This window comes from Vibrio sp. DNB22_10_4, from assembly GCF_052879755.1.
In genome coordinates this window covers 607575-629215 of the sequence record NZ_JBNNXW010000002.1, presented here as the reverse complement: position 1 = coordinate 629215, position 21641 = coordinate 607575, and the positions used below count along the sequence as shown (strand labels likewise).

Below are 21641 nucleotides of genomic sequence, written 5' to 3'. Positions count from 1 at the left end.
AAACTGGCCTTCGTTTTATCAGGGCATGGCGCTAATCATCATGGATAGGTCTGGCAGTAGACTTGCATTTACCTTTGCAAAATCCAGCCATTTTCCGTTGTTAGCGTCTTCCCTTCTTAAGCGCTCTATTTTGCATACGAACAAACTCTCAAAGCGGTCTATTCGCAAGGGCACTTTTGTCTAACTATTGACCGTGTTAGAGGAAAACACAATTTTCAGAAGGGTATTAAATACAAGCTACAAGATAGTGAGTTAACATTTTTGTAACAAAGTATTTGAAAAGACAGGATTAAAAAATAAAAAAGCCCTCAAAAAAATTTTGAGGGCTTTTTTGGAGTAAAAACTCAGGTTAAGAGTAATTACAGACCAGCAAACTCACGCAGAATCGCTGCTTTGTCTGTCGCTTCCCAAGGGAACTCTTCGCGACCGAAGTGACCGTATGCTGCAGTCTTCTTGTAGATAGGCTGAAGCAGGTTTAGCATCTCTTGCAGACCGTATGGACGTAGGTCGAAGTTTTGACGAACGGCTTCTACGATGATGTCGTGAGAGACTTTTTCAGTACCAAATGTCTCAACCATGATAGACGTTGGATCCGCAACACCGATTGCGTAAGACAGTTGGATTTCACAACGGTCAGCCATGCCAGCCGCTACGATGTTCTTCGCTACATAACGTGCTGCGTATGCTGCAGAGCGGTCAACTTTTGATGGATCTTTACCAGAGAATGCACCGCCACCGTGACGAGCCGCGCCGCCGTAGGTATCAACGATGATCTTACGACCTGTTAGACCACAGTCACCCATAGGACCGCCGATTACGAAGCGACCGGTTGGGTTGATGAAGAAGTTCGTTTCTTTGTTGATCCACTCAGATGGTAGTACTGGCTTGATGATCTCTTCCATAACCGCTTCACGCAGATCAGGGGTAGAGATGGTATCGCAGTGCTGAGTAGAAAGAACAACCGCATCGATACCAACGATCTTACCTTGGTCGTATTGGAACGTTACCTGAGACTTAGCGTCTGGACGTAGCCAAGGTAGAGTGCCGTTCTTACGCACTTCCGCTTGCTTTTGAACAAGAAGGTGAGAGTAAGTAATCGGTGCTGGCATTAGGATGTCAGTTTCGTTCGTTGCGTAACCGAACATGATACCTTGGTCGCCCGCGCCTTGTTCTTTAGGATCTGCTTTATCAACGCCTTGGTTGATATCTGGAGACTGCTTACCGATGGTGTTCAGAACAGCACAAGAATCCGCGTCAAAACCCATGTCAGAGTGAACATAGCCGATTTCGCGAACGGTTTCACGCGTTAGCTCTTCGATGTCTACCCATGCTGAAGTAGTGATCTCACCACCCACCATCACCATGCCAGTCTTAACGTAAGTTTCACAAGCAACACGTGCTTTTGGATCTTGTTCTAGGATTGCATCAAGAACCGCATCAGAAATTTGGTCTGCGATTTTATCTGGATGGCCTTCTGATACTGACTCAGAAGTAAACAGGTGCTTAGCCATGAGAGCTCCAATTACTGTTTTTAAGCGAGTGTCTAATCACTCACTTGTAATAAATTCAATGATATATAGTAGGTGTATCTACATCTAGACGTCTATTCTAGTCATCAATGTTCGATTAGCAAGCGATTTTTGCTTTTAACATATAGCCAAACGTTTGCCTGTTTTGTATGTGAATCGCCACATTCTGGCGACATTATTCGGCGATAATGCCAAAAAATGACGGTAAATCGTTTGCAGAGACTATATGGCTTTGCGACAATAGCGGCCGCTGATTATTCAATCAGTCTATGAAAAACTTGGAATTCGCTTAATGCACTCAGGAGCAGACATGTCTTCTCGTAAACAACTCGCTAATGCAATCCGCGCGCTAAGCATGGATGGTGTTCAACAAGCTAACTCAGGTCACCCAGGTGCACCAATGGGTATGGCAGATATCGCTGAAGTTCTTTGGCGTTCTCACCTAAATCACAACCCGTCAAACCCAGAGTGGGCTGACCGCGACCGTTTCGTACTATCAAACGGCCACGGCTCAATGCTGATTTACTCTTTGCTTCACCTAAGCGGCTACGAGCTATCAATTGACGATCTTAAAAACTTCCGTCAACTGCACTCGAAAACGCCAGGTCACCCAGAGTACGGCTATGCACCAGGTATCGAGACGACGACTGGCCCACTAGGTCAAGGCATCACTAACGCGGTTGGTATGGCACTGGCTGAGAAATCCCTTGCAGCGCAATTCAACAAAGAAGGTCACGACATCGTTGACCACTTCACTTATGTATTCATGGGTGATGGCTGTCTGATGGAAGGTATCTCTCACGAAGCGTGTTCACTGGCTGGTACCCTGGGTCTAGGTAAGCTGATCGCTTTCTGGGATGACAACGGCATCTCTATCGATGGTGAAGTGGAAGGTTGGTTCTCTGATGACACGCCTAAGCGCTTTGAAGCATACGGTTGGCACGTAATCCCAGCGGTAGACGGTCACGATGCTGACGCGATCAATGCAGCGATCGAGGCGGCAAAAGCGGATCCACGTCCAACACTTATCTGTACTAAAACCATCATCGGTTTTGGTTCGCCAAACAAAGCGGGCTCTCACGACTGTCACGGTGCACCTCTAGGTCACGACGAAATTGCAGCAGCACGCGAATTCCTAGGTTGGGAGCACGGTCCATTCGAAATCCCAGCTGATATCAAAGCTGAGTGGGATGCAAACGAAGCAGGCACGGCTAAAGAAGCAGCTTGGAACGAGAAGCTAGCAGCTTATGAAGCGGCTTACCCAGAACTTGCGGCTGAGTTTAAGCGTCGTGTGAACGGTGAGCTTCCTGCTGAATGGGAACAAGCTACAAGCAAGATCATTACTGACCTTCAAGCGAATCCAGCAAACATTGCATCACGCAAAGCGTCTCAAAACGCGCTAGAAGCGTTCGGTAAGATGCTTCCAGAATTCATGGGCGGCTCTGCTGACCTAGCACCATCAAACCTGACCATGTGGTCTGGTTCTCAGTCTCTAACGGCTGACGATGCGTCGGGCAACTACATCCACTACGGTGTACGTGAATTCGGTATGACGGCGATCATCAATGGTATTGCTCTGCACGGTGGTTTCGTACCGTACGGTGCAACATTCCTAATGTTCATGGAATACGCTCGTAACGCAATGCGCATGGCTGCACTGATGAAAGTGCAAAACATCCAAGTTTACACGCACGACTCTATCGGTCTGGGTGAAGACGGTCCAACGCACCAGCCGGTTGAGCAAATCGCATCACTACGCGTAACGCCAAACATGAGCACATGGCGCCCATGTGACCAGGTTGAGTCTGCAGTCGCTTGGAAATACGCGATTGAGCGTAAAGACGGCCCTACGTCGCTAATCTTCTCTCGTCAAAACCTAACGCAGCAAGAGCGTGACGCAGAGCAGCTAGCAAACGTTGCTAAAGGTGGTTACATCCTGAAAGATTGTGAAGGCACGCCTGAGCTGATCCTTATCGCAACCGGTTCTGAAGTTGAACTAGCAACAAACGCTTACGCTGAGCTAACGGCTGAAGGCAAGAAAGTACGCGTTGTGTCTCTTCCTTCAACTGACGTATTTGACGCGCAAGATGAAGCATACCGTGAAGCGGTTCTTCCAGCGGCAGTGACTAAGCGTATCGCGGTTGAAGCGGGTATTGCGGATTACTGGTACAAGTATGTTGGCTTCGGTGGCAAGATCATCGGTATGACGACATTCGGTGAGTCTGCACCAGCAGGCGAGCTATTCAAGATGTTCGGTTTCACAACGGAAAACGTTGTGAACACGGCAAAAGAGCTGCTTGCATAAGCACCTTCATCTTGAAATGAAAAACCGAGCCTAGTGCTCGGTTTTTTTGTGGCTATTCAAACTCTTTGCCTTTGTTTTCAAGTGTACGTTTGCCACAGTCTTGGCAGGTTATGTAGCGATCCATATCGTAGTAATGGCCGCCATTAATAAACGTATGCGCAAACAGCTTAATCTTGCCCATTAAGGATGGCTCGGTATCGTAACTGCTTGGCTTGCGTACCAGCATCTCTTTGTGACTGGTGGGTTTGTTGCAAGCTTGGCAGTAAGTTGAGCTTGTCATAGAGAACACCTCCTGTGCGTTAAAAACTGTGTGGTTAAAAGACACAAGATCATGACTCTCATTTAAGTGTAACAGGGCTATTGAAAGAAAAAGTGAGCGCATAAGAGAGATGCATCGCAACTATTGGTGATAAATAGCGCAATCAAATTGCTAATCACGTAATGCGAAATGTCGGTCGATCGGTTACCATGCAAGCCCTTATCACGTGAACAAAAAAGGCGTAATGCGATGCTAAGAGTGGCAATCAATGGCTTTGGACGCATTGGACGGAATGTACTCAGAGCGCTATACGAAAGCGAGAAGAACGACCAAATCAAAGTCGTCGCCGTAAACGAACTTGCGCAGCCAGAAGCGATGGCTCATTTGCTTCAATACGATACCAGTCATGGTCGTTTTGATAAAAAAGTCACCCATGACCAAGAGCATCTGTATCTGACTCACAAAGATGGTCAGTTCGACACCATTCGTATTTTGCACTTAGAAGACATTAGTTTACTGCCTTGGAAGAATCTAGAAGTCGATATTGTTCTAGATTGTACTGGCGTGTTCGGTAGTCGCGCTGATGGCATGAAGCACATCGAAGCTGGTGCTAAGAAAGTGTTGTTTTCTCACCCTGGCAGCAATGATCTTGATAACACCATTATTTACGGTGTTAACCATCATACTCTTACCAAAGATCATAACATTGTCTCGAATGGCTCTTGTACCACAAACTGTATCGTGCCGGTTATCCAAGCGTTAGATGAAGCCTTTGGTATCGACTCTGGCACCATTACTAGCATTCACTCTTCAATGAATGATCAACAGGTTATCGACGCGTATCATGGTGATCTACGCCGTACACGCTCTGCCAGTCTATCCATCATTCCTGTGGATACCAAACTTCACAAAGGCATCGAACGCATCTTTCCGAAATTTTCTAACAAATTTGAAGCAATTTCTGTAAGAGTGCCAACAATTAATGTCACCGCTATGGATCTTAGTGTAACTATAAATACGAATGTGAAAGTTAATGACGTAAATCAAGTCATTATTAATGCTTCTCGGTGTACATTAGACGGCATTGTTGACTATACTGAAGCACCGCTGGTTTCCGTGGACTTTAACCACGACCCACACAGCGCCATTGTTGATGGGACACAGACTCGAGTGAGTGATGGTCGTCTGGTCAAAATGTTGGTGTGGTGTGACAACGAGTGGGGCTTTGCTAACCGCATGTTAGACACCGCGTTAGCAATGCAAGCGTCTCAGTAGTATCAAGGGCGCTCTTGGGGAAAATATTAATTTTGAAGGTTGAAATTAATATTCATGAGCCCAATATAAGTAACCAGTTGATGAATTCTAAAACTTGGCAAGAAGCCGGGTTTCAAAAACTTTATTTATTTTTTAGTTGAGAGGACTAAACATGTCTGTAATCAAGATGACTGACCTGGATCTAGCAGGTAAACGCGTATTTATCCGTGCTGATCTGAACGTACCTGTTAAAGACGGTAAAGTAACATCTGACGCTCGTATCCTTGCGTCTCTACCAACCATCAAGCACTGTCTAGAAGCTGGTGCTAAAGTGATGGTTACGTCTCACCTAGGTCGTCCTACTGAAGGCGAGTACGCAGAAGAGTTCTCTCTACAACCTGTTGTTAACTACCTAAACGACGCACTTGAGTGTGAAGTTAAGCTTGCTAAAGATTACCTAGACGGTCTTGAGCTAAACACGGGTGAGCTTGTTGTTCTTGAAAACGTTCGCTTCAACAAAGGCGAGAAAAAGAACGAAGAAGAGCTATCTAAGAAGTACGCAGCACTATGTGACATCTTCGTAATGGATGCATTCGGTACTGCTCACCGTGCACAAGCGTCTACTCACGGCGTTGGCATGAACGCGCCAGTTGCGTGTGCAGGTCCTCTATTAGCTAACGAACTAGACGCACTAGGTCAAGCAATGGACAAACCAGCTCGTCCAATGGTGGCTATCGTTGGTGGTTCTAAAGTTTCTACTAAGCTAACGGTTCTTGAGTCTCTATCTAAAATCGCTGACCAACTTGTTGTTGGCGGTGGTATCGCGAACACGTTCATCGCAGCTGCTGGTCACAACGTAGGTAAGTCTCTATACGAAGCAGACCTAGTAGACACAGCTAAGAAGCTAATGGACGAGTGTGCAATTCCAGTTGCTACTGACGTTGCATGTGCAAAAGCATTCGACGAGAACGCAGAGGCTGAAATCAAGCACGTATCTGAAGTTCAAGACGACGACATGATCTTCGACCTAGGTCCAGACTCAACAGCTGAACTAGCGAAAATCCTAAAAGATGCTAAAACTATCCTATGGAATGGCCCTGTTGGCGTATTCGAATTCAAGAACTTCGAAGCGGGTACAGAAGGCATTTCTAAAGCGATCGCTGAATCTGAAGGTTTCTCTGTAGCAGGTGGTGGTGACACGCTAGCAGCTATCGACAAGTTCGGTATCAAAGCTGACGTTTCTTACATCTCTACAGGCGGCGGTGCTTTCCTTGAGTTTGTTGAAGGTAAAGTACTTCCAGCAGTAGCAATGCTTGAAGAGCGTGCTAAAGCATAATTATCTTTTTATAAGGCGGGCTAATGAGTCCGCTTTTATCTATGCTGCAATGGCTGGTTAACTTTGATACAATGCCGCCCATTGTGAGCAAACGATTGCCAATTTTTATTTAAAACGACAGAAAATAGGACTTATTCCATGTCTAAGATCTTCGACTTCGTAAAACCAGGTGTTATCTCTGGCGATGACGTTCAGAAAGTATTTGAAGTTGCTAAAGAGAACAACTTCGCTCTTCCTGCAGTTAACGTAGTTAACACTGACTCTATCAACGGTGTTCTTGAAGCTGCAGCTAAAGTTAAAGCTCCAGTTGTAGTTCAGTTCTCTAACGGCGGTGCTGGCTTCTTCGCTGGTAAAGGCGTTAAGCTTGAAGGTCAAGGCGCGCAAATCCTAGGTGCAGTTGCTGGTGCAAAATACGTTCACGCAGTTGCTGAATCTTACGGTGTTCCAGTGATTCTTCACACTGACCACGCTGCTAAGAAACTTCTACCTTGGATCGACGGTCTTCTAGATGCAGGTGAAGAGTTCTTCGCTCAAACTGGTAAGCCACTATTCTCTTCTCACATGATCGACCTTTCTGAAGAGTCTCTAGAAGAGAACATCGAAATTTCTGGTCAGTACCTAGCTCGCATGGCGAAAATGGGCATGACTCTTGAGATTGAACTAGGTTGTACTGGTGGTGAAGAAGACGGCGTTGATAACTCTCACATGGACGCATCTGAGCTTTACACTTCTCCAGAAGACGTAGCGTACGCATACGAGAAACTAACGGCTATCAGCCCACGTTTCACTATCGCGGCTTCTTTCGGTAACGTACACGGTGTTTACCAAGCAGGTAACGTTGTTCTAACTCCAACTATCCTACGTGACTCTCAAGCATACTGTGCAGAGAAGTTCGGTATCGCACCTAACGCTCTAAACTTCGTATTCCACGGTGGTTCTGGTTCTTCTGAAGCAGAAATCCAAGAGTCTATCGGCTACGGTGTTATCAAAATGAACATCGATACTGATACACAGTGGGCAACTTGGGACGGTATCCGTACTTACTCGGCTGAGAACTTTGATTTCCTACAAGGTCAAATCGGCAACCCAACTGGCGAAGCTGCGCCAAACAAGAAGTACTACGACCCACGCGTATGGCTACGTGCAGGTCAATCTTCAATGGTTGCTCGTCTAGAGAAAGCTTTCGCTGACCTAAACGCTATCGACGTACTATAAGATTAAATCGAATAAGATTTAACTGATAGTAAGATGAAAAAAGTCGCTCTTTAGAGCGGCTTTTTTTATGCCTGGTGGAAAATAACGTGATGTGATTAAAAAAACTGGCACAACCGCTCTTGATTGCGTAACCTTTTGTTATGTTTTGTGTATTGGTATTTGCAATCGATATGCTTTAACGTTTTTGCGCGCCTTTGCTAATAAGTCAGTGGTATTAGCTAAGACTCGCTTTGCTCATCATTATCCTAGAGGTACACAATATGGCCAATGAGTCTGTTGATATTGAAACTCCCCTTGTAGACAGTTTGTCTCATGCTGAGAAATGGTTAACTAACAACTCTGATCTTCTAGTTCAGTATGGTGTGAATATCATTTCTGCACTGCTTATCCTGTTCATTGGTAACATCGTGGTTAAAGCGATTGCCGGCAGCGTAGCTAAGTTGCTGCACAAGAAGAAAATGGATAAGGCCGTTGTCGAGTTTATTCACGGCATCGTACGTTACACCTTGTTTGTTATCGTGCTGATTGCTGCACTAAGTCGCATCGGTGTACAAACCGCATCAGTGGTTGCGGTTATTGGTGCTGCTGGTTTGGCTATCGGTCTTGCGCTGCAAGGCTCGCTGTCTAACTTTGCTGCTGGTGTATTGATTGTTGGCTTCCGTCCATTCAAGTCAGGCGATTATGTAGAGATTGGTGGTGTTGCTGGCTCAGTAGATTCTATTCAGATCTTCCAAACTATCCTAACGACACCTGACAACAAAATGGTTGTGGTACCAAATGCATCGGTCATTGGCTCTCCAATCACCAACTATTCGCGTCATGCGACTCGTCGTATCGACCACGTCATTGGCGTCTCTTACGGTGCGGATTTGAAGAAGACACAAGAAGTGATTCGCAAAACGCTTGAAGCAGATGAGCGTATTCTAAAAGAGCCTGGCATTACCGTTGGTGTAGTCGCTCTTGCTGACTCTTCTGTGAACTTTGTGGTTCGCCCATGGGTTCGTACTGAGCAGTACTGGGATGTGTACTTCGATACGCTACAAGCGATCAAAGAAGCGTTAGATGCAGAAGGTATTGAAATTCCATTTCCACAGATGGATGTGCATTTAAACAAAGTGGACTGATCGTCCAGGCGTTAATATCAAATGTAAAAAAGGAGAAGCTAGGCTTCTCCTTTTTCTATTTCAATGACTTGGTTTGGAACGCTGTCTAGCACCTGTTTGAGAGCGCTACCATCAATACCAAATGTCCAATCAGGTTTACCCGGTGTATAAAGAATCTCTTCGGCATCAAATAAACGGCTATCGACAACAATGGTGATGTCTTCAGGGAGTCCTATCGGACATACCGCGCCAGGGACACAACCAATCTGCTCAATCATTTCCTCATTGCTGCAGATAGAGGTACGTTTGCCGAGCGCGAGTTTTAGTTGAGCTTTGTCTAACCTAGAGTCTTTATCGGTTAGAAACAGAGCAAACCCGCCGCCTTTCTTTTTTAAGAATAGGCTCTTGCTGTGCAGACCTGTCCAGCCAAGTTCTTTTGCTATACGAACATCTGTTTCAAAGTCCAGAATAGGCTCATGCTGCCATTTCGAAAAGGAGACCGACAAGGTCTCCAATAACGTAAGGTTGGCTAGATAGATGCTTTCTGTTCTATCCATTCAGGTTTACTCCATTAACCCTTTTGTAAGTAGTAGAGCAATAGTAAACATCATGGCCGCTACCGCCAAGTCGATACCTTTCTTAACCTTAGGTTTTGATAGTGTTGGGCCGAGTTTTGCCGCCCCCATCGAGAGCGAGTAGAACCAAACAAAGGAAGCCAGTACAGTACCTATAGCAAAGGCAATTCGGTCATTACCTTCAAACTGGCCACCGATCGAGCCTAGAATCACCACAGTATCCAAATACAAGTGTGGGTTTAGCACGGTTACCGCAAGGGCACCTAAAACCACGGTTCGTCTTCCGCGAGCAAGGACTTCACCTGATGACTCTTTTGCTGCTGGTGTTTTAAATGCACTACGCAAAGAGAGCAAACCATAACCGGTTAGAAAAGCGATACCACCTAGAGTCACTGCCGTTAGTAGTAGTTCGTTTTGCGACAATATCGCACCGCCACCAAAGATACCTAGTGAGATGAACGTCATGTCTAGCAGGCTGCACACCGTCGCCGTTGTCAGGTGATGATTACGCTTAATACCCTGATTTAATACATAAGCGTTCTGAGCGCCAATTGGGATAATCATTGTCGCACCCAATCCGAAACCTTGAAGAAGCACCCAAAAATTCACTTTAATTTCCTCACCACTGCATAAAAGAGAGCGAGAGAATAGCGATTCGATTATGATTAGGAAAGTTAATAATATTAATGAGAAATAAGCTTTGCTAATGGCTGTTTTGAGGGGTTAAAAGATGCGCGGATTAGACTATAAATGGATAGAGGCACTGGATGCGATTGTTGAGCAAAAAAGCTTCGATAAAGCAGCGGAGCACTTGTATATCTCTCAATCTGCCGTATCTCAACGCGTGAAGCAACTGGAAAAATGGTTGGCGCAACCAGTATTGGTTCGAGAACAGCCACCACGACCAACCGCGGTGGGGAAAAAGTTGCTTGGGCTATATCGTCGTGTGCGTTTGCTAGAACAAGAGCTGGTGCCTGAGCTTGCTGCCGACCTTGGCGATAAGCCGTTATCGGTTTCTCTTGCTACGAACGCAGATAGTCTAGCGACTTGGCTGTTACCGAGTTTGTTTCCGCTTCTAGAGTCCAAGCGCGTAGAGCTTGATCTTATTGTTGATGATGAAGGTCGAACCATAGAAAAGCTCAAAAACGGGGAAGTGGTGGGGGCAATCAGTCTAGAGCCACAATCGATTCCTGGCTGTGTCGCCGATTACTTAGGACGCGTTGACTATCTTTGTGTGGCGAGCCCAAGTTTTATCAAACGATACTTCAGCCAAGGTGTGAACCGGGAAACCTTGATGAAAGCGCCAGCCGTTGCCTATGACCAACACGACAAAATGCATCAGAAGTTTGTGAATCAACACTTCAATATTATGCGTGGCAACATACTTAAACATACAGTACGAAGCTCAGAAGCGTTCGTGAAATTGGCAGTCGCGGGTGTGGCTTACTGCCTTATTCCTAAGCTGCAAATCCAAGATGAACTCGAGTCTGGCGCCTTGATTGAATTGACGCCCAATATCTTGCTGTCACACCAAATTTACTGGCACCACTGGCAGCTTGAAAGTGGAGTGCTGAGTGAGGTGTCGGATGCCATTATTGGCCACGCTAGGCAGTTTTTGCCTCAGTAGTGACAGATGGTGTTTGGTCAATGTTCTGTCAGCTTTTTAATGTCTGGGAACCTATAATCCAAACCTATGCCTAATATTGAGTATAAGAAAATAAGACGAGGAGTCTTCATGAAACAGTCATTAGTTGTTGGTAGTTTAGTCGTCAGTCTATTTGCGGCTCCGGTGTTTGCGAGTCAGCCGGAATTTGCCCACATTTCTACAACAGGCTACGGTGAAATCCAAGCCAAGCCGGATATGGCTGAGTTTTCAGTTCGCGTGGTTCAGTCTCAGATGGATGCTGACCAAGCCAAGCAAGGTGTGGATTCTGTCGTCGACAAATTTCTTGATGACTTAACCAAGAATGGTATCGACAAAGCGGATATCCAAAGCTCAAATCTCTATCTTTCACCGCAGTATCACTACCCAGAAAAGGGCAAGCCTGAACTGATTGGCTATCGAGCGTCTCGTACGGTGACGGTTCAAGTGATGGATCTCGATAAGCTTAATAACTATTTGGATCTTGCTCTGGAGTCCGGGATCAATCAGGTCGATAACATTCAACTAAAAGTCAAAGACCAAGGTCAGTATCAAGAAGCGGCTCGTATGGCGGCGATAAAAGATGCGCAAAGCAAAGCGTCTTCATTAGCGAAAGGGTTTGATCAGCAGCTTGGCAATGTGTGGCGTATTGAGTACCGTCAGCAGATGAACCAGCCGGTGGTGATGCGTGCGATGGCGATGGATAGCAAGGCGGAGTCGAATAGTTATCAGGATTCGGTGATTACGATTCGTGATCGGGTGGATGTGACTTATCGGATTGGTGAGTGATGGTTTTGGGGAGTTTAGTGGGTTAGTAGTGCTTGCTATAAGCTAAGGTGTCTACTTTAATTGCATAATTTGTTGTAAGTTCAGCGCATTATACCCCCTCTAGCTCCCCCTATATTAGGGGGAGAACAGTAGGCTTGCTCCTATCGTCGCATCGCCGTTTTCGTATAAGGCGATGCGCAGCGAGCCAGTGGTTCCTCCCCTTTAAGCGGGGCGCGTAGCCGGGAGGCTAGGAGGGGTAAAGCTCTTCAAACAAATTAGTGAAGAATACGCGCTCGCAACGTCCCTTCAATCTGCTTCAATTTCGCCAACGCTTCTTCCGAACGCGCTGTCTCAACATCAATTACTACATAACCGATATCCGCAGCAGTCTGTAGGTACTGACCCGCGATGTTAATCCCTTCATCCGCAAAGATGGTGTTGATTTGCGTTAAGATGCCAGGGCGGTTTTGGTGAATGTGCAGTAGGCGCGAACAGTCTGTGTGCTCTGGCAGTGATACTTCTGGGAAGTTCACGCTTGATAGCGTTGAGCCGTTATCTGAGTATTTCGCTAGCTTACCAGCAACCTCAACACCAATGTTCTCTTGTGCTTCTTGTGTAGAACCACCAACGTGTGGAGTTAGGATCACGTTGTCGAACTTCATCAGTGGAGACTCAAATGGGTCTGCATTGGTTTTTGGCTCTTCTGGGAACACGTCAATCGCTGCACCTGCTAGGTGACCGCCTTCAAGGGCGTCACAAAGGGCAGGGATATCAACCACAGTGCCACGCGCCGCGTTGATAAAGATTGAGCCTGGCTTCATACGCTCGAACTCTGCCGCACCCATCATGTTCTTGGTTCCAGGAGTTTCTGGAACGTGCAGTGAGATGACATCACACTTATTCAATAGCTCAGTCATGGTGTGCACTTGTGTCGCATTACCAAGAGACAGCTTGTTCTCGATATCGTAGAAGTAGACACGCATACCCAAGTTCTCTGCAATGATACCCAACTGAGTACCAATGTGACCGTAACCGATAATACCAAGGCGTTTACCACGAGCTTCATAAGAGTTGTCCGCACTCTTCTTCCAAATGCCACGGTGAGCGAGAGCATTCTTCTCTGGAATGCCACGAAGTAGCAACAGGATTTGACCAAGGACTAGCTCAGCCACACTTCGCGTGTTTGAGAATGGTGCGTTGAAGACAGGTACACCGCGCTTAGCCGCAGCTTCAAGGTTAACTTGGTTAGTACCGATACAGAAACAGCCAATCGCCACAAGTTTCTCTGCCGCGTTGATCACCTTGTCTGTCAGGTTAGTGCGGGAGCGAATACCGATAAAGTGAACGTCTTTTACCGCTTCCATTAACTCGTCTTCTGGTAGCGAGCCTTTGTGGTAAGTGATATTGGTGTAACCGGCAGCTTGAAGAACCTCTACAGAAGATGGATGCAAACCTTCCAGCAGAAGAATCTTAATCTTGTCTTTTTCCAGTGAAACTTTGGCCATTGAACTCATCCTTAACATGGGAAATTTGGGCTAAATTGGCGCACATTTGACAGTGAGAATATCAGGGAGGGAGCTTCCAACTGCTTTAGGCAAACGTTTTCCTTGTGCGTCTTGTGACCAATAAAGTAACAAAAAAGTTTAACGATGGGTAAGAAAATTACGGAATAAGGCATAATTTTCTTATAGGAAAACGAAAAAACGGCACCAGGGGTGCCGTTTGTAGTCAAATGACGTAATCGCGTTCAATATATCGGCCAGTTATAAGGCCAGTGATAGCGTGAACGCGCGTGTCATTAATCTTCGATTTTTGCGCCTTCTGGCGTACCAGTGATGATCACATCGGCACCGCGGTGCGCGAATAGACCCACAGTCACAACACCCGCTAGACCGTTGATGCTGTCTTCCATCGCTTTTGGATCGGTGATTTGCATGCCGTACACGTCTAGGATCACGTTGCCGTTGTCGGTCACAACACCTTCACGGTACACAGGGTCACCGCCAAGCTTTACCAGTTCACGTGCTACGTATGAACGTGCCATTGGGATAACTTCTACAGGAAGTGGGAACTTACCCAGTACGTCGACTGCTTTGGTGCCATCAACGATACACACAAATTTGTCAGAGATAGCGGCTACGATCTTCTCACGAGTCAATGCAGCACCGCCGCCTTTGATCATGTCACGAGCTGCGTTGATTTCATCTGCGCCGTCAACGTAAACATCAAGCGCTGCTACATCGTTACAGTCGAATACTTCGATGCCAAGTGCTTCTAGCTTCTCAGTTGAAGCGACAGAGCTTGAAACTGCACCTTTGATGTCTTCTTTGATTGTGCCTAGCGCATCAATAAAGTGGTTAACAGTAGAGCCGGTACCTACACCAACAATACTGCCTTTCTCAACATACTTAAGTGCTGCCCAACCAGCGGCTTTCTTCATCTCGTCTTGAGTCATGGTGAAATCCCAATGTTTAGAATTAAGGTCAAAATGCGGGCGAATTATATATCAAAAACCGCAAAAAATGACGGTTAAGTTGGCGAAATGAAGAAAAACAGCAAAAAACAGCAATCGATTGCTCTTTTCGAGACTGTTTTTACCAGCGCCAGATTTTGCTTGGCGTCATGATGGTACTAAGCGGAATATCCCATGATTCAATTGGTAGCCTGCCGACTTGCTGGCAATCGTGAGCCAGTCCAATGGCATTTGGACCAGTCTGATTCGTGGCAAACGGTGCGAGGGTTCGGTCATAGTAGCCGCCACCCATTCCGAGGCGTTGACCATCGTCATCGAACGCAACAAGTGGTGTAAAGATGACATCCAGATCAGCGACAGGACATATCGTCTGCTTATCAAGCTTTGGTTCGAGGATTTTATATTGATTGTGCACCAGAGGCGTGGTGTATGCGTAGCGCAAGAATAGGAGATGGCCTTTGGAAAAAGGATGGATAACCGGAAGGTAGGTCTCTATTCCTTGTTGCCAGCACCACTCAATCATAGGTTGAGTATCCAGTTCGCCATCAGTGGCTAGATAAAGCGCGACTTTTTGACCAGCGCGGAGTTCGGGTAGCTGCTTGGCGCGTTCGACCAAGTCGAGAGCGTAGTGAGCTTGCTGATCTGAACGGATAGCTTGTCGGCGGCCCCGAATCAAGGTTCGAATTTGCTGCCTAGTCGATGGTGACATTAGGAATACCCCAGAGTGCCGTTGAGGATTGTGGCCCTTGAACCAGCTGGTTCAAGGCGGATCAGCAATGATAACCGTAGGCTTCTCGATACGAGCCGAGCTTGCTCAATAGCTATCAAGTACTAACCCTTTGGTATTGCTTATCGGCTCAGGGACTTAAATCCACTGACGCACACCCCAGGGTAAAATTAGGCTTGCTGTCCTTGCTTTACTTTGCTGATGGCATCATCAAGTGATGCCGCGAGCTGCTCCATGCGCTCGTTCATCTCAGTCACTTCTTGAAGTGACTCATTACTGCGGTTGTTAAGCTCATACGACATATTAAGCGCCGCAATGGTAAGCAGTTTCAACTCGTTGGTTACTTTAGTCCTTTGGGACATTTCTTGCAATCGGTTATCTAAGTCTTTCGCCGCTTGAACAAGGGTATCTTTCTGATCTTCTGGGCAATTTACCCGAGTCAGTTTACCCAAAATTTCCACTTCGACAGCTTGATTTTCCATAATGACAAGAACTCTTTTAAGTATCACCAATAGCGGTAATGTTGAGGGAGAAACTATAGGTAAAGCCACATTAAGATTCAAGCTTTTCTGGTGACTCCGTGCCAAATGCGTGGCTAATCACACACGAAATCGACAATTCGCACAAAAGCTATTCAGAAACGAGTGGGACACCATTTCCGCCATGAGTGGGAAGTGGTAGCATTGCACATCCAATTCGAATAAAAGTGGCACTGCTGGTGACCCAGTTGGCTGCCCTACAGGACAACGAGAATCGTTATGAGTGAATCAACACTACCCGATTACATTGCGGTAGCGACAGAGCTACAACAAGCCGGCCTTGCCGTTTCCCCTGCTGAACTGCACGGCCTATTGGTTGGCATGTTAAGTGGCGGTTTAGGTTTGAAAGATGACAGCTGGCAACCTCTGTTGTTTGACTACACCAATGATGGTCTAGGTTGGCCTCAATCTCTATTAACCCGTTCAAAAGCGCTGTTGGATTTATCGATCAAAGAACTGACGGCAGAGCAAAGCTTTGAGCTTGCTTTGTTTATTCCTGGTGAGGGCGTAGATGCTAGCTTATTTGAGCAAGCAGATGGCCTCAGCGAGTGGGTGAACCACTTTATTTCGGGACTCGGACTCATTAACGCTCCTTTAGCAAAAGCGTCGGCCGATACCAAAGAAGCGCTGGGTGACTTGGAAGAAATTGCTAGACTGGGCATCGATGAAGATGACGATCTAGAAGAGCAAGCGCAATTGCTAGAACAGGTTATTGAGCACGTTAAAGCTTGCGTATTGACTATTCACGCTGAGTTTGGCGTAAAACCAAGTAAAGCGGCTGAATCACCGACGATTCACTAATCTAGGTGCGGGTCAGGTTGGCGAACAAGGAGAAAGTCTGTGCCCAAAAAGTATGATGTTGTTATTGCTGGTGGAGCGATGGCGGGAGCGACGCTCGCTATGGCGCTGGACACTAGCTTTGATCATGCGCTCAACATAGCGGTTGTCGAGTCGTTTGCACAAGACAATGCAGCTCATCCTGGGTTTGATGCCCGGTCTATTGCTTTGTCACATGGCACTGTCGAGATCCTGAAAGGTTACGGCCTGTGGCATGTGATTGAGGATCATGCCACACCCATCACTCACATTCATGTATCAGACCGTGGTCATGCCGGCATGACCGACTTCTATGCCGATAAAGAAGGCCTTGATGCGATGGGTTACGTGGTTGAGCTTGCCGAGATAGGCAGACGTTTTAATGACGAACTCGCTAAGCGCGAACACATTGACTTATTCTGTCCTTATTCAGTGAGTGAGGTTGTACAGCATCAACAAGCTGTCACCGTTGACATTCGCTCGCCTCAAGATGAAACCTTGCAGCTAGAGGCGAAATTGGTCGTCGCAGCGGATGGTGCGGATTCAGCTATTTGTCAGGCGGTAGGGCTAGAACAGCATACCCAAGATTTTGAGCAAGTGGCCGTTATCGCCAATGCGCTAACCAGTGAAGCGCCAAGCGGTCGAGCGTTTGAGCGATTTACCGAGCATGGCCCGCTTGCGTTGCTGCCTATGTCACAATCGCGAAGCTCGCTCGTGTGGTGCATGCCGCCAGAGCAGGCCAAGTTGGTACAAGCGTTGCCAGACAATGAGTTTTTAGATGCGCTTCAAGAAGCGTTTGGTTGGCGACTGGGGCGTTTTGTTCGTGTCGGTTCGGTCGTGAGCTACCCACTGCTGTTGAGATACAGACCACAAATCGTTGCTCATCGTGTTGCGGCGGTGGGGAATGCGGCGCAGACGTTGCACCCGATCGCCGGACAAGGATTCAACTTGGGTATTCGCGATATTGCGACATTGGTGGATTCGCTGCTTGAAAACCGTAAAGATGTGGGTGAGTACGCTAATCTAACTAAGTTTCAAGCGCAACGTCAGACTGATCGAGAGCTCACGATAACCATGACATCAGGTTTGGTGCGCGTATTTTCCAATGATTTATTGACGCTTCGGGTGGCGAGAAATCTTGGATTGGCAATGATGGACAATTTCCCACGGCTGAAGACTCCTGTGTTTAATCGTGCTTTGGGTGTGGTGAATAGGTAATACGAAGATGCAAAGTTTTGATATCGCCATCGTCGGTGGCGGAATGGTGGGACTCGCGTTAGCGCGTGCTTTGAAAGATACGGGGTTGCGAATTGCGATTGTCGAGGGCACGACGCCTTCAAAAGATCTCTCTGGTGATCCTGATATTCGTGTCTCGGCACTGAGCCGAGCCAGTGAAATGATCCTCAAAAACCTAGGCGCATGGGAAGCGATTGCCAAGCATCGCAATGCGCCTTACCAGGCAATGGAGGTCTGGGAGCAAGACAGTTTCGCTCGTATCGAGTTTTCTGCCAGCCAAATGTCCCAGCCTAACTTAGGCCACATTGTTGAGAATAGAGTTATTCAGTTGGCGCTGCTGGAACAGGTTGAGCAACAAAACAATGTGACGCTCTTTATGCCACATCGTTGTCAGTCGATGGCGATTGGTGAAAGTGAAGTTTGGACGACACTAGACAACGGTCAGTCGTTTACCAGTAAGCTCATTGTTGGTGCCGATGGCGCGAACTCTTGGGTTCGTAAGCAGCAAGATATTCCGCTTACTCACTGGGATTATGGACACAGTGCGCTCGTGGCTAATATCACCACTGAAGATCATCATGCCAAAGTGGCGCGTCAGGTGTTCACCTCTCAAGGCCCTCTGGCGTTTTTGCCGATGAATGAAGACAACTTGTGCTCCATCGTTTGGTCAACTGAGCCTACCCGCGCTGAAAAGCTGGCAAAGATGTCTGATGCCGAGTTCAACAAAGCGTTGACGGCAGAGTTTGATAGCCGTTTGGGTTTGTGCCAGGTGCAATCAGAACGTCGTGTATTCCCTCTTACCATGCGATATGCTCGTGACTTTGTAACTGAGCGTGTAGCACTAGTCGGCGACGCGGCGCATACCATCCACCCACTTGCTGGACAAGGGGTTAACTTAGGTCTGCTGGATGCGGCAAGCCTAGCCCAAGAGCTGAAAAAGCTGTGGCATGAAGGGAAAGATGTGGGGCGTAAGCGTCATTTGCGTGAGTATGAGCGCTGGCGTAAAGCCGAAGCGGCGAAAATGATCGCAGCGATGCAGGGTTTTAAAGACTTGTTCGAAGGTGATAATCCTGCGAAGAAAATGATCCGTGGTATTGGTATGAGCCTGGTCGGGCAGTTACCTGGTGCGAAACAAGAGATCATGAGTCGAGCTCTTGGGATGCGAGGTCGACTGCCGGAGCTTGCTAAGTCATTGGTAAGTCAAGACTAATAAATAGCGTTTGATTGAAGGAAACGTAAAGGACAGCCTTAAGCTGTCCTTTTTAATGCGTGGTATTCTTGCTTGCGTAGTAGAAACGAAATGAGGATGAGACGCAGTGGCAAGTTTGACTAAAATTTCAGTTAGGCGTACGCGCACCTCAGTCTCATGACTTCTTGGTTGATCTCTTTTACCGCTTTGAAATGGCGCTGTTCTGCACGTTCAGGGATGATCAGTTTGCCGTTGTCGAACTCAAAGCCTCCGAGTCCATAAACGTAGATCTTTCCCTTAAACAATCGACTTATGTGTTTAGCAATCATACTTGGCGTATAGCGCTTAAACAGTCTCATTTAACCTTCCTTATAGTGTACCTAACGTTGTCCTAGCTCGGGAATTATAGATAAAACCCTTACTAAATTGTGTGATTAAGGAGGCTTAATTGCCCTCTTGTTGGCGTCACTTTGTTGTTTTGTGCTACGTTTTGCATTTCTTCTAACTTATCGCCAATGCCACGTGATACTTAGCACAAAAGCTCATTCTGGGGGCTTCCATTCTTACTTCAATATTGTTTCTGATAGCCTAGTTGGTGAAAAGTGAGAATCAACAATATCGCATGTTCTCGATGGTTGGTTTTATAACCGCCGCACAATAGTTACGTATTAATAGACCGGACAAAGCAAGAAAAGTTGTCATCTGACATACAAATTTACACATTCATGACCGAATGGGATTGGAAAGTATGTGGGAGAAAAACAAGACAAAAAAAAGCCCGCACAGCGGGCCAAATGTCACAGATGCATTACACAAAAGTGGAGTTACTGCCCTAGGCAGAGATTCACTCTAGTGCGTGTTTCAATTTAACCTTGGGATTAAATTGGACACAAAACCACCATAACGCAAAATTGACGTCGTGACTATTTATGCTGAATAAATGTATAACTTTTCATTGTTGCGTGTGGTAAAATCCGACTAAGTTCACACTTGACCATCCTTGGTAGACAAAATGTTGCATTTTGTAGCGCTAAATTTAACGCTAGGACAATTACGCGCTGGTGGCGTTGACGGCGATAGACATTGGATTGGCAAGCCGGCGAGTCACAACGATTAACGAATGATGTCGCTCCAGAGTGGTGAGCATTGTCTGGTGAGGTCATCCAAAGCCAGTTCGATGCCAGCAATACGCTCGCCACTGCTAATAGTAATGGTAGACGTTGCTTTTAGCGTCGAGTCAAACAGGATGGGCATTGGGGTTTTGAGTAATAGTGGCGTTACTGTGCCAATCTTGTAGCCGGTTAGCAATTCGATATCTTGGCTGTCAACGCAAGTCATGCGCCTAGATTGCAGTGCCGCTCGAACCTTTTTAGGATCGATTTGGCGATCGCCTGGACAGCACGCTAGCGCATAGTGATTCCCCATGTCTCTCAACACCATGGTTTTAACCATCATGTTGGGAGTGATGCCTCGCAGCATTGCCGCGTCTTCAATCGACACGGCTTCACGCGGCTGCATCAGTACCCGAAATGGAATGCCATTTTGCGTCAAATATTGTGTGATCGCAGTTTCAATTTCGGGTACGTCAGTCATCAGTGAAGACACTGTGTTTATTCGCTATCGAGCGAATATGGTGGAAGTGACAATGACAGGCGGCTATCTGGTTGAGACGCTAGGCGGAATTCAACGTCGTCATCTAGGTTGTTGTTGATGATGATTGACGCCTTAAATGTGTGGTCATCGTATTGGAATACGCTAAGGACATCGCCTGCTTTACGCCAGTTGTCACCGACAGAGCGTTCAATGATGATTTCCTCATCGCCAGTCACGGCTGCGGTTAAACGGCCAGTGAGTGTCGCTAGCATGCGTTTGTTAATGCCGCGATATTTGGCTCGAGCGACCGTCTCTTGGCCGGTGTAACAGCCTTTAGCAAAACTGATACCATCCAATGCCTGTAGATTGAACGCTTGAGGAATGTGCTGGTTTTGTTGCTTTGCACTCAGAGTAGGTAGCCCTGCATCAATGTCGAACTGCGTCCAGATAGATTCTTGCACCCACTGAGTCTCTTGAGCGTCTAGGGATTCAATAAGTTCATCGCTTGCCAGTACCAGCCAACGCTTTTCATCAATGCGTACTGCACTGCTGCCATTTTGCTGTCTAACGTTACCTGCTGATGGGAAATGCTCATCAACCCACGCTTGAGCTTGCCCTCCCATAACACCGATGCACGCTTTGCTGCTTTGGGTGAATTCAACTTTAGAGAAGATGGCGTATTTTTTCAGCTCAACTAACTCTTGACCAATCGCTGATAGTGGCTGAAACATCGCGTAGCCTTGTTCTGTATGGAACAAGCGAAACACACTCCAGGCTTTACCTTTTGCATCACAATGAGCGCCTAGCGTCGATTGCTGTGCCTCCAATGAGACCACATCACAGGTCACCTGACCTTGAAGGTAAGACTTACGGTCATCACCCGTCAGTTCAATCGCGCCCCAAGAGCTGAGCGGCGTCAACATCAGTGCGGGAAGCGTTGTCTCTGGGGTAAGGGATAGTGCTTGAATGCTAGGTTGCCATTCCATAGGTTGTGATCTCTTTGTTATACATGGTTGATATGTTAATCGCGACGTTACCATTTGTCAGCTTAAACTGCTCAGTGTCAATGGATATAGTATCAA

General features: G+C 46.8%; 21 protein-coding genes and 1 other RNA gene. 10 read left to right on the top strand and 12 right to left on the bottom strand.

Features of this window, described 5'->3' with window-relative positions; translation table 11 throughout:
• Positions 1 to 359: 359 nt before the first annotated feature.
• Complete coding sequence (gene metK, locus ACVA6Q_RS10880) at positions 360 to 1511, bottom strand: methionine adenosyltransferase (RefSeq protein ID WP_446647481.1); 1152 nt, start codon at positions 1509 to 1511, stop codon at positions 360 to 362.
• A gap of 310 nt (positions 1512 to 1821) precedes the next feature.
• On the opposite strand from metK, the gene tkt reads away from it, so the two are divergent.
• Positions 1822 to 3834, top strand: a complete 2013-nt coding sequence (tkt, locus tag ACVA6Q_RS10875; protein WP_446647480.1) for a transketolase — start codon at positions 1822 to 1824, stop codon at positions 3832 to 3834.
• Positions 3835 to 3886: 52 nt separating this feature from the next.
• Here the strand turns inward: tkt and ACVA6Q_RS10870 are convergent, their stop codons facing one another.
• Positions 3887 to 4123: a hypothetical protein gene (locus ACVA6Q_RS10870; RefSeq protein ID WP_418642257.1), complete on the bottom strand. Its 237-nt coding sequence runs from the start codon at positions 4121 to 4123 to the stop codon at positions 3887 to 3889.
• A 219-nt stretch (positions 4124 to 4342) separates the two neighbouring features.
• Between ACVA6Q_RS10870 and epd the strand changes: the two genes are divergently transcribed.
• The 4 genes from epd (at position 4343) to mscS (ending at position 9022) form a co-directional block, all read left to right on the top strand.
• A complete protein-coding gene (epd, locus tag ACVA6Q_RS10865) occupies positions 4343 to 5368 on the top strand; it encodes an erythrose-4-phosphate dehydrogenase (RefSeq protein ID WP_353497168.1) in 1026 nt (341 codons plus the stop codon).
• Positions 5369 to 5519: 151 nt separating this feature from the next.
• Entirely contained in the window at positions 5520 to 6683 is a 1164-nt protein-coding gene (locus ACVA6Q_RS10860) for a phosphoglycerate kinase (RefSeq protein ID WP_353497167.1), read from the top strand.
• 138 nt (positions 6684 to 6821) lie between these two features.
• The gene (gene fbaA / locus ACVA6Q_RS10855) at positions 6822 to 7898 is read left to right on the top strand and encodes a class II fructose-bisphosphate aldolase (protein WP_353497166.1); all 1077 of its coding nucleotides are present in this window, start codon (positions 6822 to 6824) and stop codon (positions 7896 to 7898) included.
• A 260-nt stretch (positions 7899 to 8158) separates the two neighbouring features.
• Positions 8159 to 9022 (top strand): small-conductance mechanosensitive channel MscS, encoded by an 864-nt coding sequence (gene mscS / locus ACVA6Q_RS10850; RefSeq protein WP_042496213.1) that lies wholly within the window; start codon positions 8159 to 8161, stop codon positions 9020 to 9022.
• 38 nt (positions 9023 to 9060) lie between these two features.
• Here mscS and ACVA6Q_RS10845 read toward each other — a convergent pair whose 3' ends face one another.
• Together ACVA6Q_RS10845 and ACVA6Q_RS10840 are read right to left on the bottom strand one after the other, a co-directional pair.
• Positions 9061 to 9558 carry a YbaK/EbsC family protein gene (locus ACVA6Q_RS10845; RefSeq protein WP_353497165.1) on the bottom strand — a complete coding sequence of 166 codons (498 nt, stop codon included), beginning with the start codon at positions 9556 to 9558 and terminating at the stop codon, positions 9061 to 9063.
• Between the two features lie 6 nt (positions 9559 to 9564).
• The gene (locus tag ACVA6Q_RS10840; RefSeq protein ID WP_353497164.1) at positions 9565 to 10185 is read right to left on the bottom strand and encodes a LysE/ArgO family amino acid transporter; all 621 of its coding nucleotides are present in this window, start codon (positions 10183 to 10185) and stop codon (positions 9565 to 9567) included.
• A gap of 121 nt (positions 10186 to 10306) precedes the next feature.
• Here ACVA6Q_RS10840 and ACVA6Q_RS10835 point away from each other — a divergent pair, with 121 nt between their 5' ends.
• Both ACVA6Q_RS10835 and ACVA6Q_RS10830 read left to right on the top strand, forming a co-directional pair.
• A complete protein-coding gene (locus ACVA6Q_RS10835; RefSeq protein ID WP_429759914.1) occupies positions 10307 to 11203 on the top strand; it encodes a LysR family transcriptional regulator ArgP in 897 nt (298 codons plus the stop codon).
• Between the two features lie 108 nt (positions 11204 to 11311).
• Positions 11312 to 12007, top strand: a complete 696-nt coding sequence (locus ACVA6Q_RS10830) for an oxidative stress defense protein (RefSeq protein WP_353497162.1) — start codon at positions 11312 to 11314, stop codon at positions 12005 to 12007.
• 254 nt (positions 12008 to 12261) lie between these two features.
• Here ACVA6Q_RS10830 and serA read toward each other — a convergent pair whose 3' ends face one another.
• The 5 genes from serA to zapA form a co-directional block, all read right to left on the bottom strand.
• The gene (gene serA, locus ACVA6Q_RS10825) at positions 12262 to 13491 is read right to left on the bottom strand and encodes a phosphoglycerate dehydrogenase (RefSeq protein WP_446647479.1); all 1230 of its coding nucleotides are present in this window, start codon (positions 13489 to 13491) and stop codon (positions 12262 to 12264) included.
• Between the two features lie 293 nt (positions 13492 to 13784).
• The gene (rpiA, locus tag ACVA6Q_RS10820) at positions 13785 to 14441 is read right to left on the bottom strand and encodes a ribose-5-phosphate isomerase RpiA (RefSeq protein ID WP_353497160.1); all 657 of its coding nucleotides are present in this window, start codon (positions 14439 to 14441) and stop codon (positions 13785 to 13787) included.
• 139 nt (positions 14442 to 14580) lie between these two features.
• Positions 14581 to 15168: a 5-formyltetrahydrofolate cyclo-ligase gene (locus ACVA6Q_RS10815; RefSeq protein WP_446647478.1), complete on the bottom strand. Its 588-nt coding sequence runs from the start codon at positions 15166 to 15168 to the stop codon at positions 14581 to 14583.
• Positions 15169 to 15171: 3 nt separating this feature from the next.
• Positions 15172 to 15355, bottom strand: a non-coding RNA gene (ssrS, locus tag ACVA6Q_RS10810) — 6S RNA.
• Between the two features lies 1 nt (position 15356).
• Complete coding sequence (zapA, locus tag ACVA6Q_RS10805; protein WP_353497158.1) at positions 15357 to 15668, bottom strand: cell division protein ZapA; 312 nt, start codon at positions 15666 to 15668, stop codon at positions 15357 to 15359.
• A 276-nt stretch (positions 15669 to 15944) separates the two neighbouring features.
• On the opposite strand from zapA, the gene ACVA6Q_RS10800 reads away from it, so the two are divergent.
• From ACVA6Q_RS10800 to ACVA6Q_RS10790, 3 genes are read left to right on the top strand one after another with little or no spacing between them, the layout of a single operon-like run.
• Entirely contained in the window at positions 15945 to 16526 is a 582-nt protein-coding gene (locus tag ACVA6Q_RS10800; protein ID WP_446647477.1) for a YecA/YgfB family protein, read from the top strand.
• Positions 16527 to 16565: 39 nt separating this feature from the next.
• The gene (ubiH, locus tag ACVA6Q_RS10795; protein ID WP_446647476.1) at positions 16566 to 17759 is read left to right on the top strand and encodes a 2-octaprenyl-6-methoxyphenyl hydroxylase; all 1194 of its coding nucleotides are present in this window, start codon (positions 16566 to 16568) and stop codon (positions 17757 to 17759) included.
• Positions 17760 to 17766: 7 nt separating this feature from the next.
• Positions 17767 to 18987 carry an FAD-dependent 2-octaprenylphenol hydroxylase gene (locus tag ACVA6Q_RS10790; RefSeq protein WP_446647475.1) on the top strand — a complete coding sequence of 407 codons (1221 nt, stop codon included), beginning with the start codon at positions 17767 to 17769 and terminating at the stop codon, positions 18985 to 18987.
• Between the two features lie 131 nt (positions 18988 to 19118).
• On the opposite strand, the gene ACVA6Q_RS10785 is transcribed toward ACVA6Q_RS10790, so the two are convergent.
• From ACVA6Q_RS10785 to ygfZ, 3 genes are all read right to left on the bottom strand, one after another.
• On the bottom strand, positions 19119 to 19325 hold the full coding sequence (locus ACVA6Q_RS10785) for a DUF1107 domain-containing protein (RefSeq protein WP_353497154.1): 207 nt from the start codon (positions 19323 to 19325) through the stop codon (positions 19119 to 19121).
• A gap of 754 nt (positions 19326 to 20079) precedes the next feature.
• A complete protein-coding gene (locus ACVA6Q_RS10780) occupies positions 20080 to 20559 on the bottom strand; it encodes an aminoacyl-tRNA deacylase (protein WP_446647503.1) in 480 nt (159 codons plus the stop codon).
• 17 nt (positions 20560 to 20576) lie between these two features.
• On the bottom strand, positions 20577 to 21545 hold the full coding sequence (gene ygfZ / locus ACVA6Q_RS10775; protein ID WP_446647474.1) for a tRNA-modifying protein YgfZ: 969 nt from the start codon (positions 21543 to 21545) through the stop codon (positions 20577 to 20579).
• Positions 21546 to 21641: the final 96 nt, after the last annotated feature.

Coding starts and splice junctions, on each gene's coding strand:
- ACVA6Q_RS10815 (WP_446647478.1), bottom strand. CDS start 15,168: ATGTCACCATCGACTAGGCAGCAAATTCGAACCTTGATTCGGGGCCGC.
- fbaA (WP_353497166.1), top strand. CDS start 6,822: ATGTCTAAGATCTTCGACTTCGTAAAACCAGGTGTTATCTCTGGCGAT.
- ACVA6Q_RS10830 (WP_353497162.1), top strand. CDS start 11,312: ATGAAACAGTCATTAGTTGTTGGTAGTTTAGTCGTCAGTCTATTTGCG.
- ACVA6Q_RS10800 (WP_446647477.1), top strand. CDS start 15,945: ATGAGTGAATCAACACTACCCGATTACATTGCGGTAGCGACAGAGCTA.
- ygfZ (WP_446647474.1), bottom strand. CDS start 21,545: ATGGAATGGCAACCTAGCATTCAAGCACTATCCCTTACCCCAGAGACA.
- ACVA6Q_RS10790 (WP_446647475.1), top strand. CDS start 17,767: ATGCAAAGTTTTGATATCGCCATCGTCGGTGGCGGAATGGTGGGACTC.
- mscS (WP_042496213.1), top strand. CDS start 8,159: ATGGCCAATGAGTCTGTTGATATTGAAACTCCCCTTGTAGACAGTTTG.
- serA (WP_446647479.1), bottom strand. CDS start 13,491: ATGGCCAAAGTTTCACTGGAAAAAGACAAGATTAAGATTCTTCTGCTG.
- metK (WP_446647481.1), bottom strand. CDS start 1,511: ATGGCTAAGCACCTGTTTACTTCTGAGTCAGTATCAGAAGGCCATCCA.
- rpiA (WP_353497160.1), bottom strand. CDS start 14,441: ATGACTCAAGACGAGATGAAGAAAGCCGCTGGTTGGGCAGCACTTAAG.
- ACVA6Q_RS10785 (WP_353497154.1), bottom strand. CDS start 19,325: ATGAGACTGTTTAAGCGCTATACGCCAAGTATGATTGCTAAACACATA.
- epd (WP_353497168.1), top strand. CDS start 4,343: ATGCTAAGAGTGGCAATCAATGGCTTTGGACGCATTGGACGGAATGTA.
- ACVA6Q_RS10860 (WP_353497167.1), top strand. CDS start 5,520: ATGTCTGTAATCAAGATGACTGACCTGGATCTAGCAGGTAAACGCGTA.
- zapA (WP_353497158.1), bottom strand. CDS start 15,668: ATGGAAAATCAAGCTGTCGAAGTGGAAATTTTGGGTAAACTGACTCGG.
- tkt (WP_446647480.1), top strand. CDS start 1,822: ATGCACTCAGGAGCAGACATGTCTTCTCGTAAACAACTCGCTAATGCA.
- ACVA6Q_RS10835 (WP_429759914.1), top strand. CDS start 10,307: ATGCGCGGATTAGACTATAAATGGATAGAGGCACTGGATGCGATTGTT.
- ACVA6Q_RS10780 (WP_446647503.1), bottom strand. CDS start 20,559: ATGACTGACGTACCCGAAATTGAAACTGCGATCACACAATATTTGACG.
- ACVA6Q_RS10845 (WP_353497165.1), bottom strand. CDS start 9,558: ATGGATAGAACAGAAAGCATCTATCTAGCCAACCTTACGTTATTGGAG.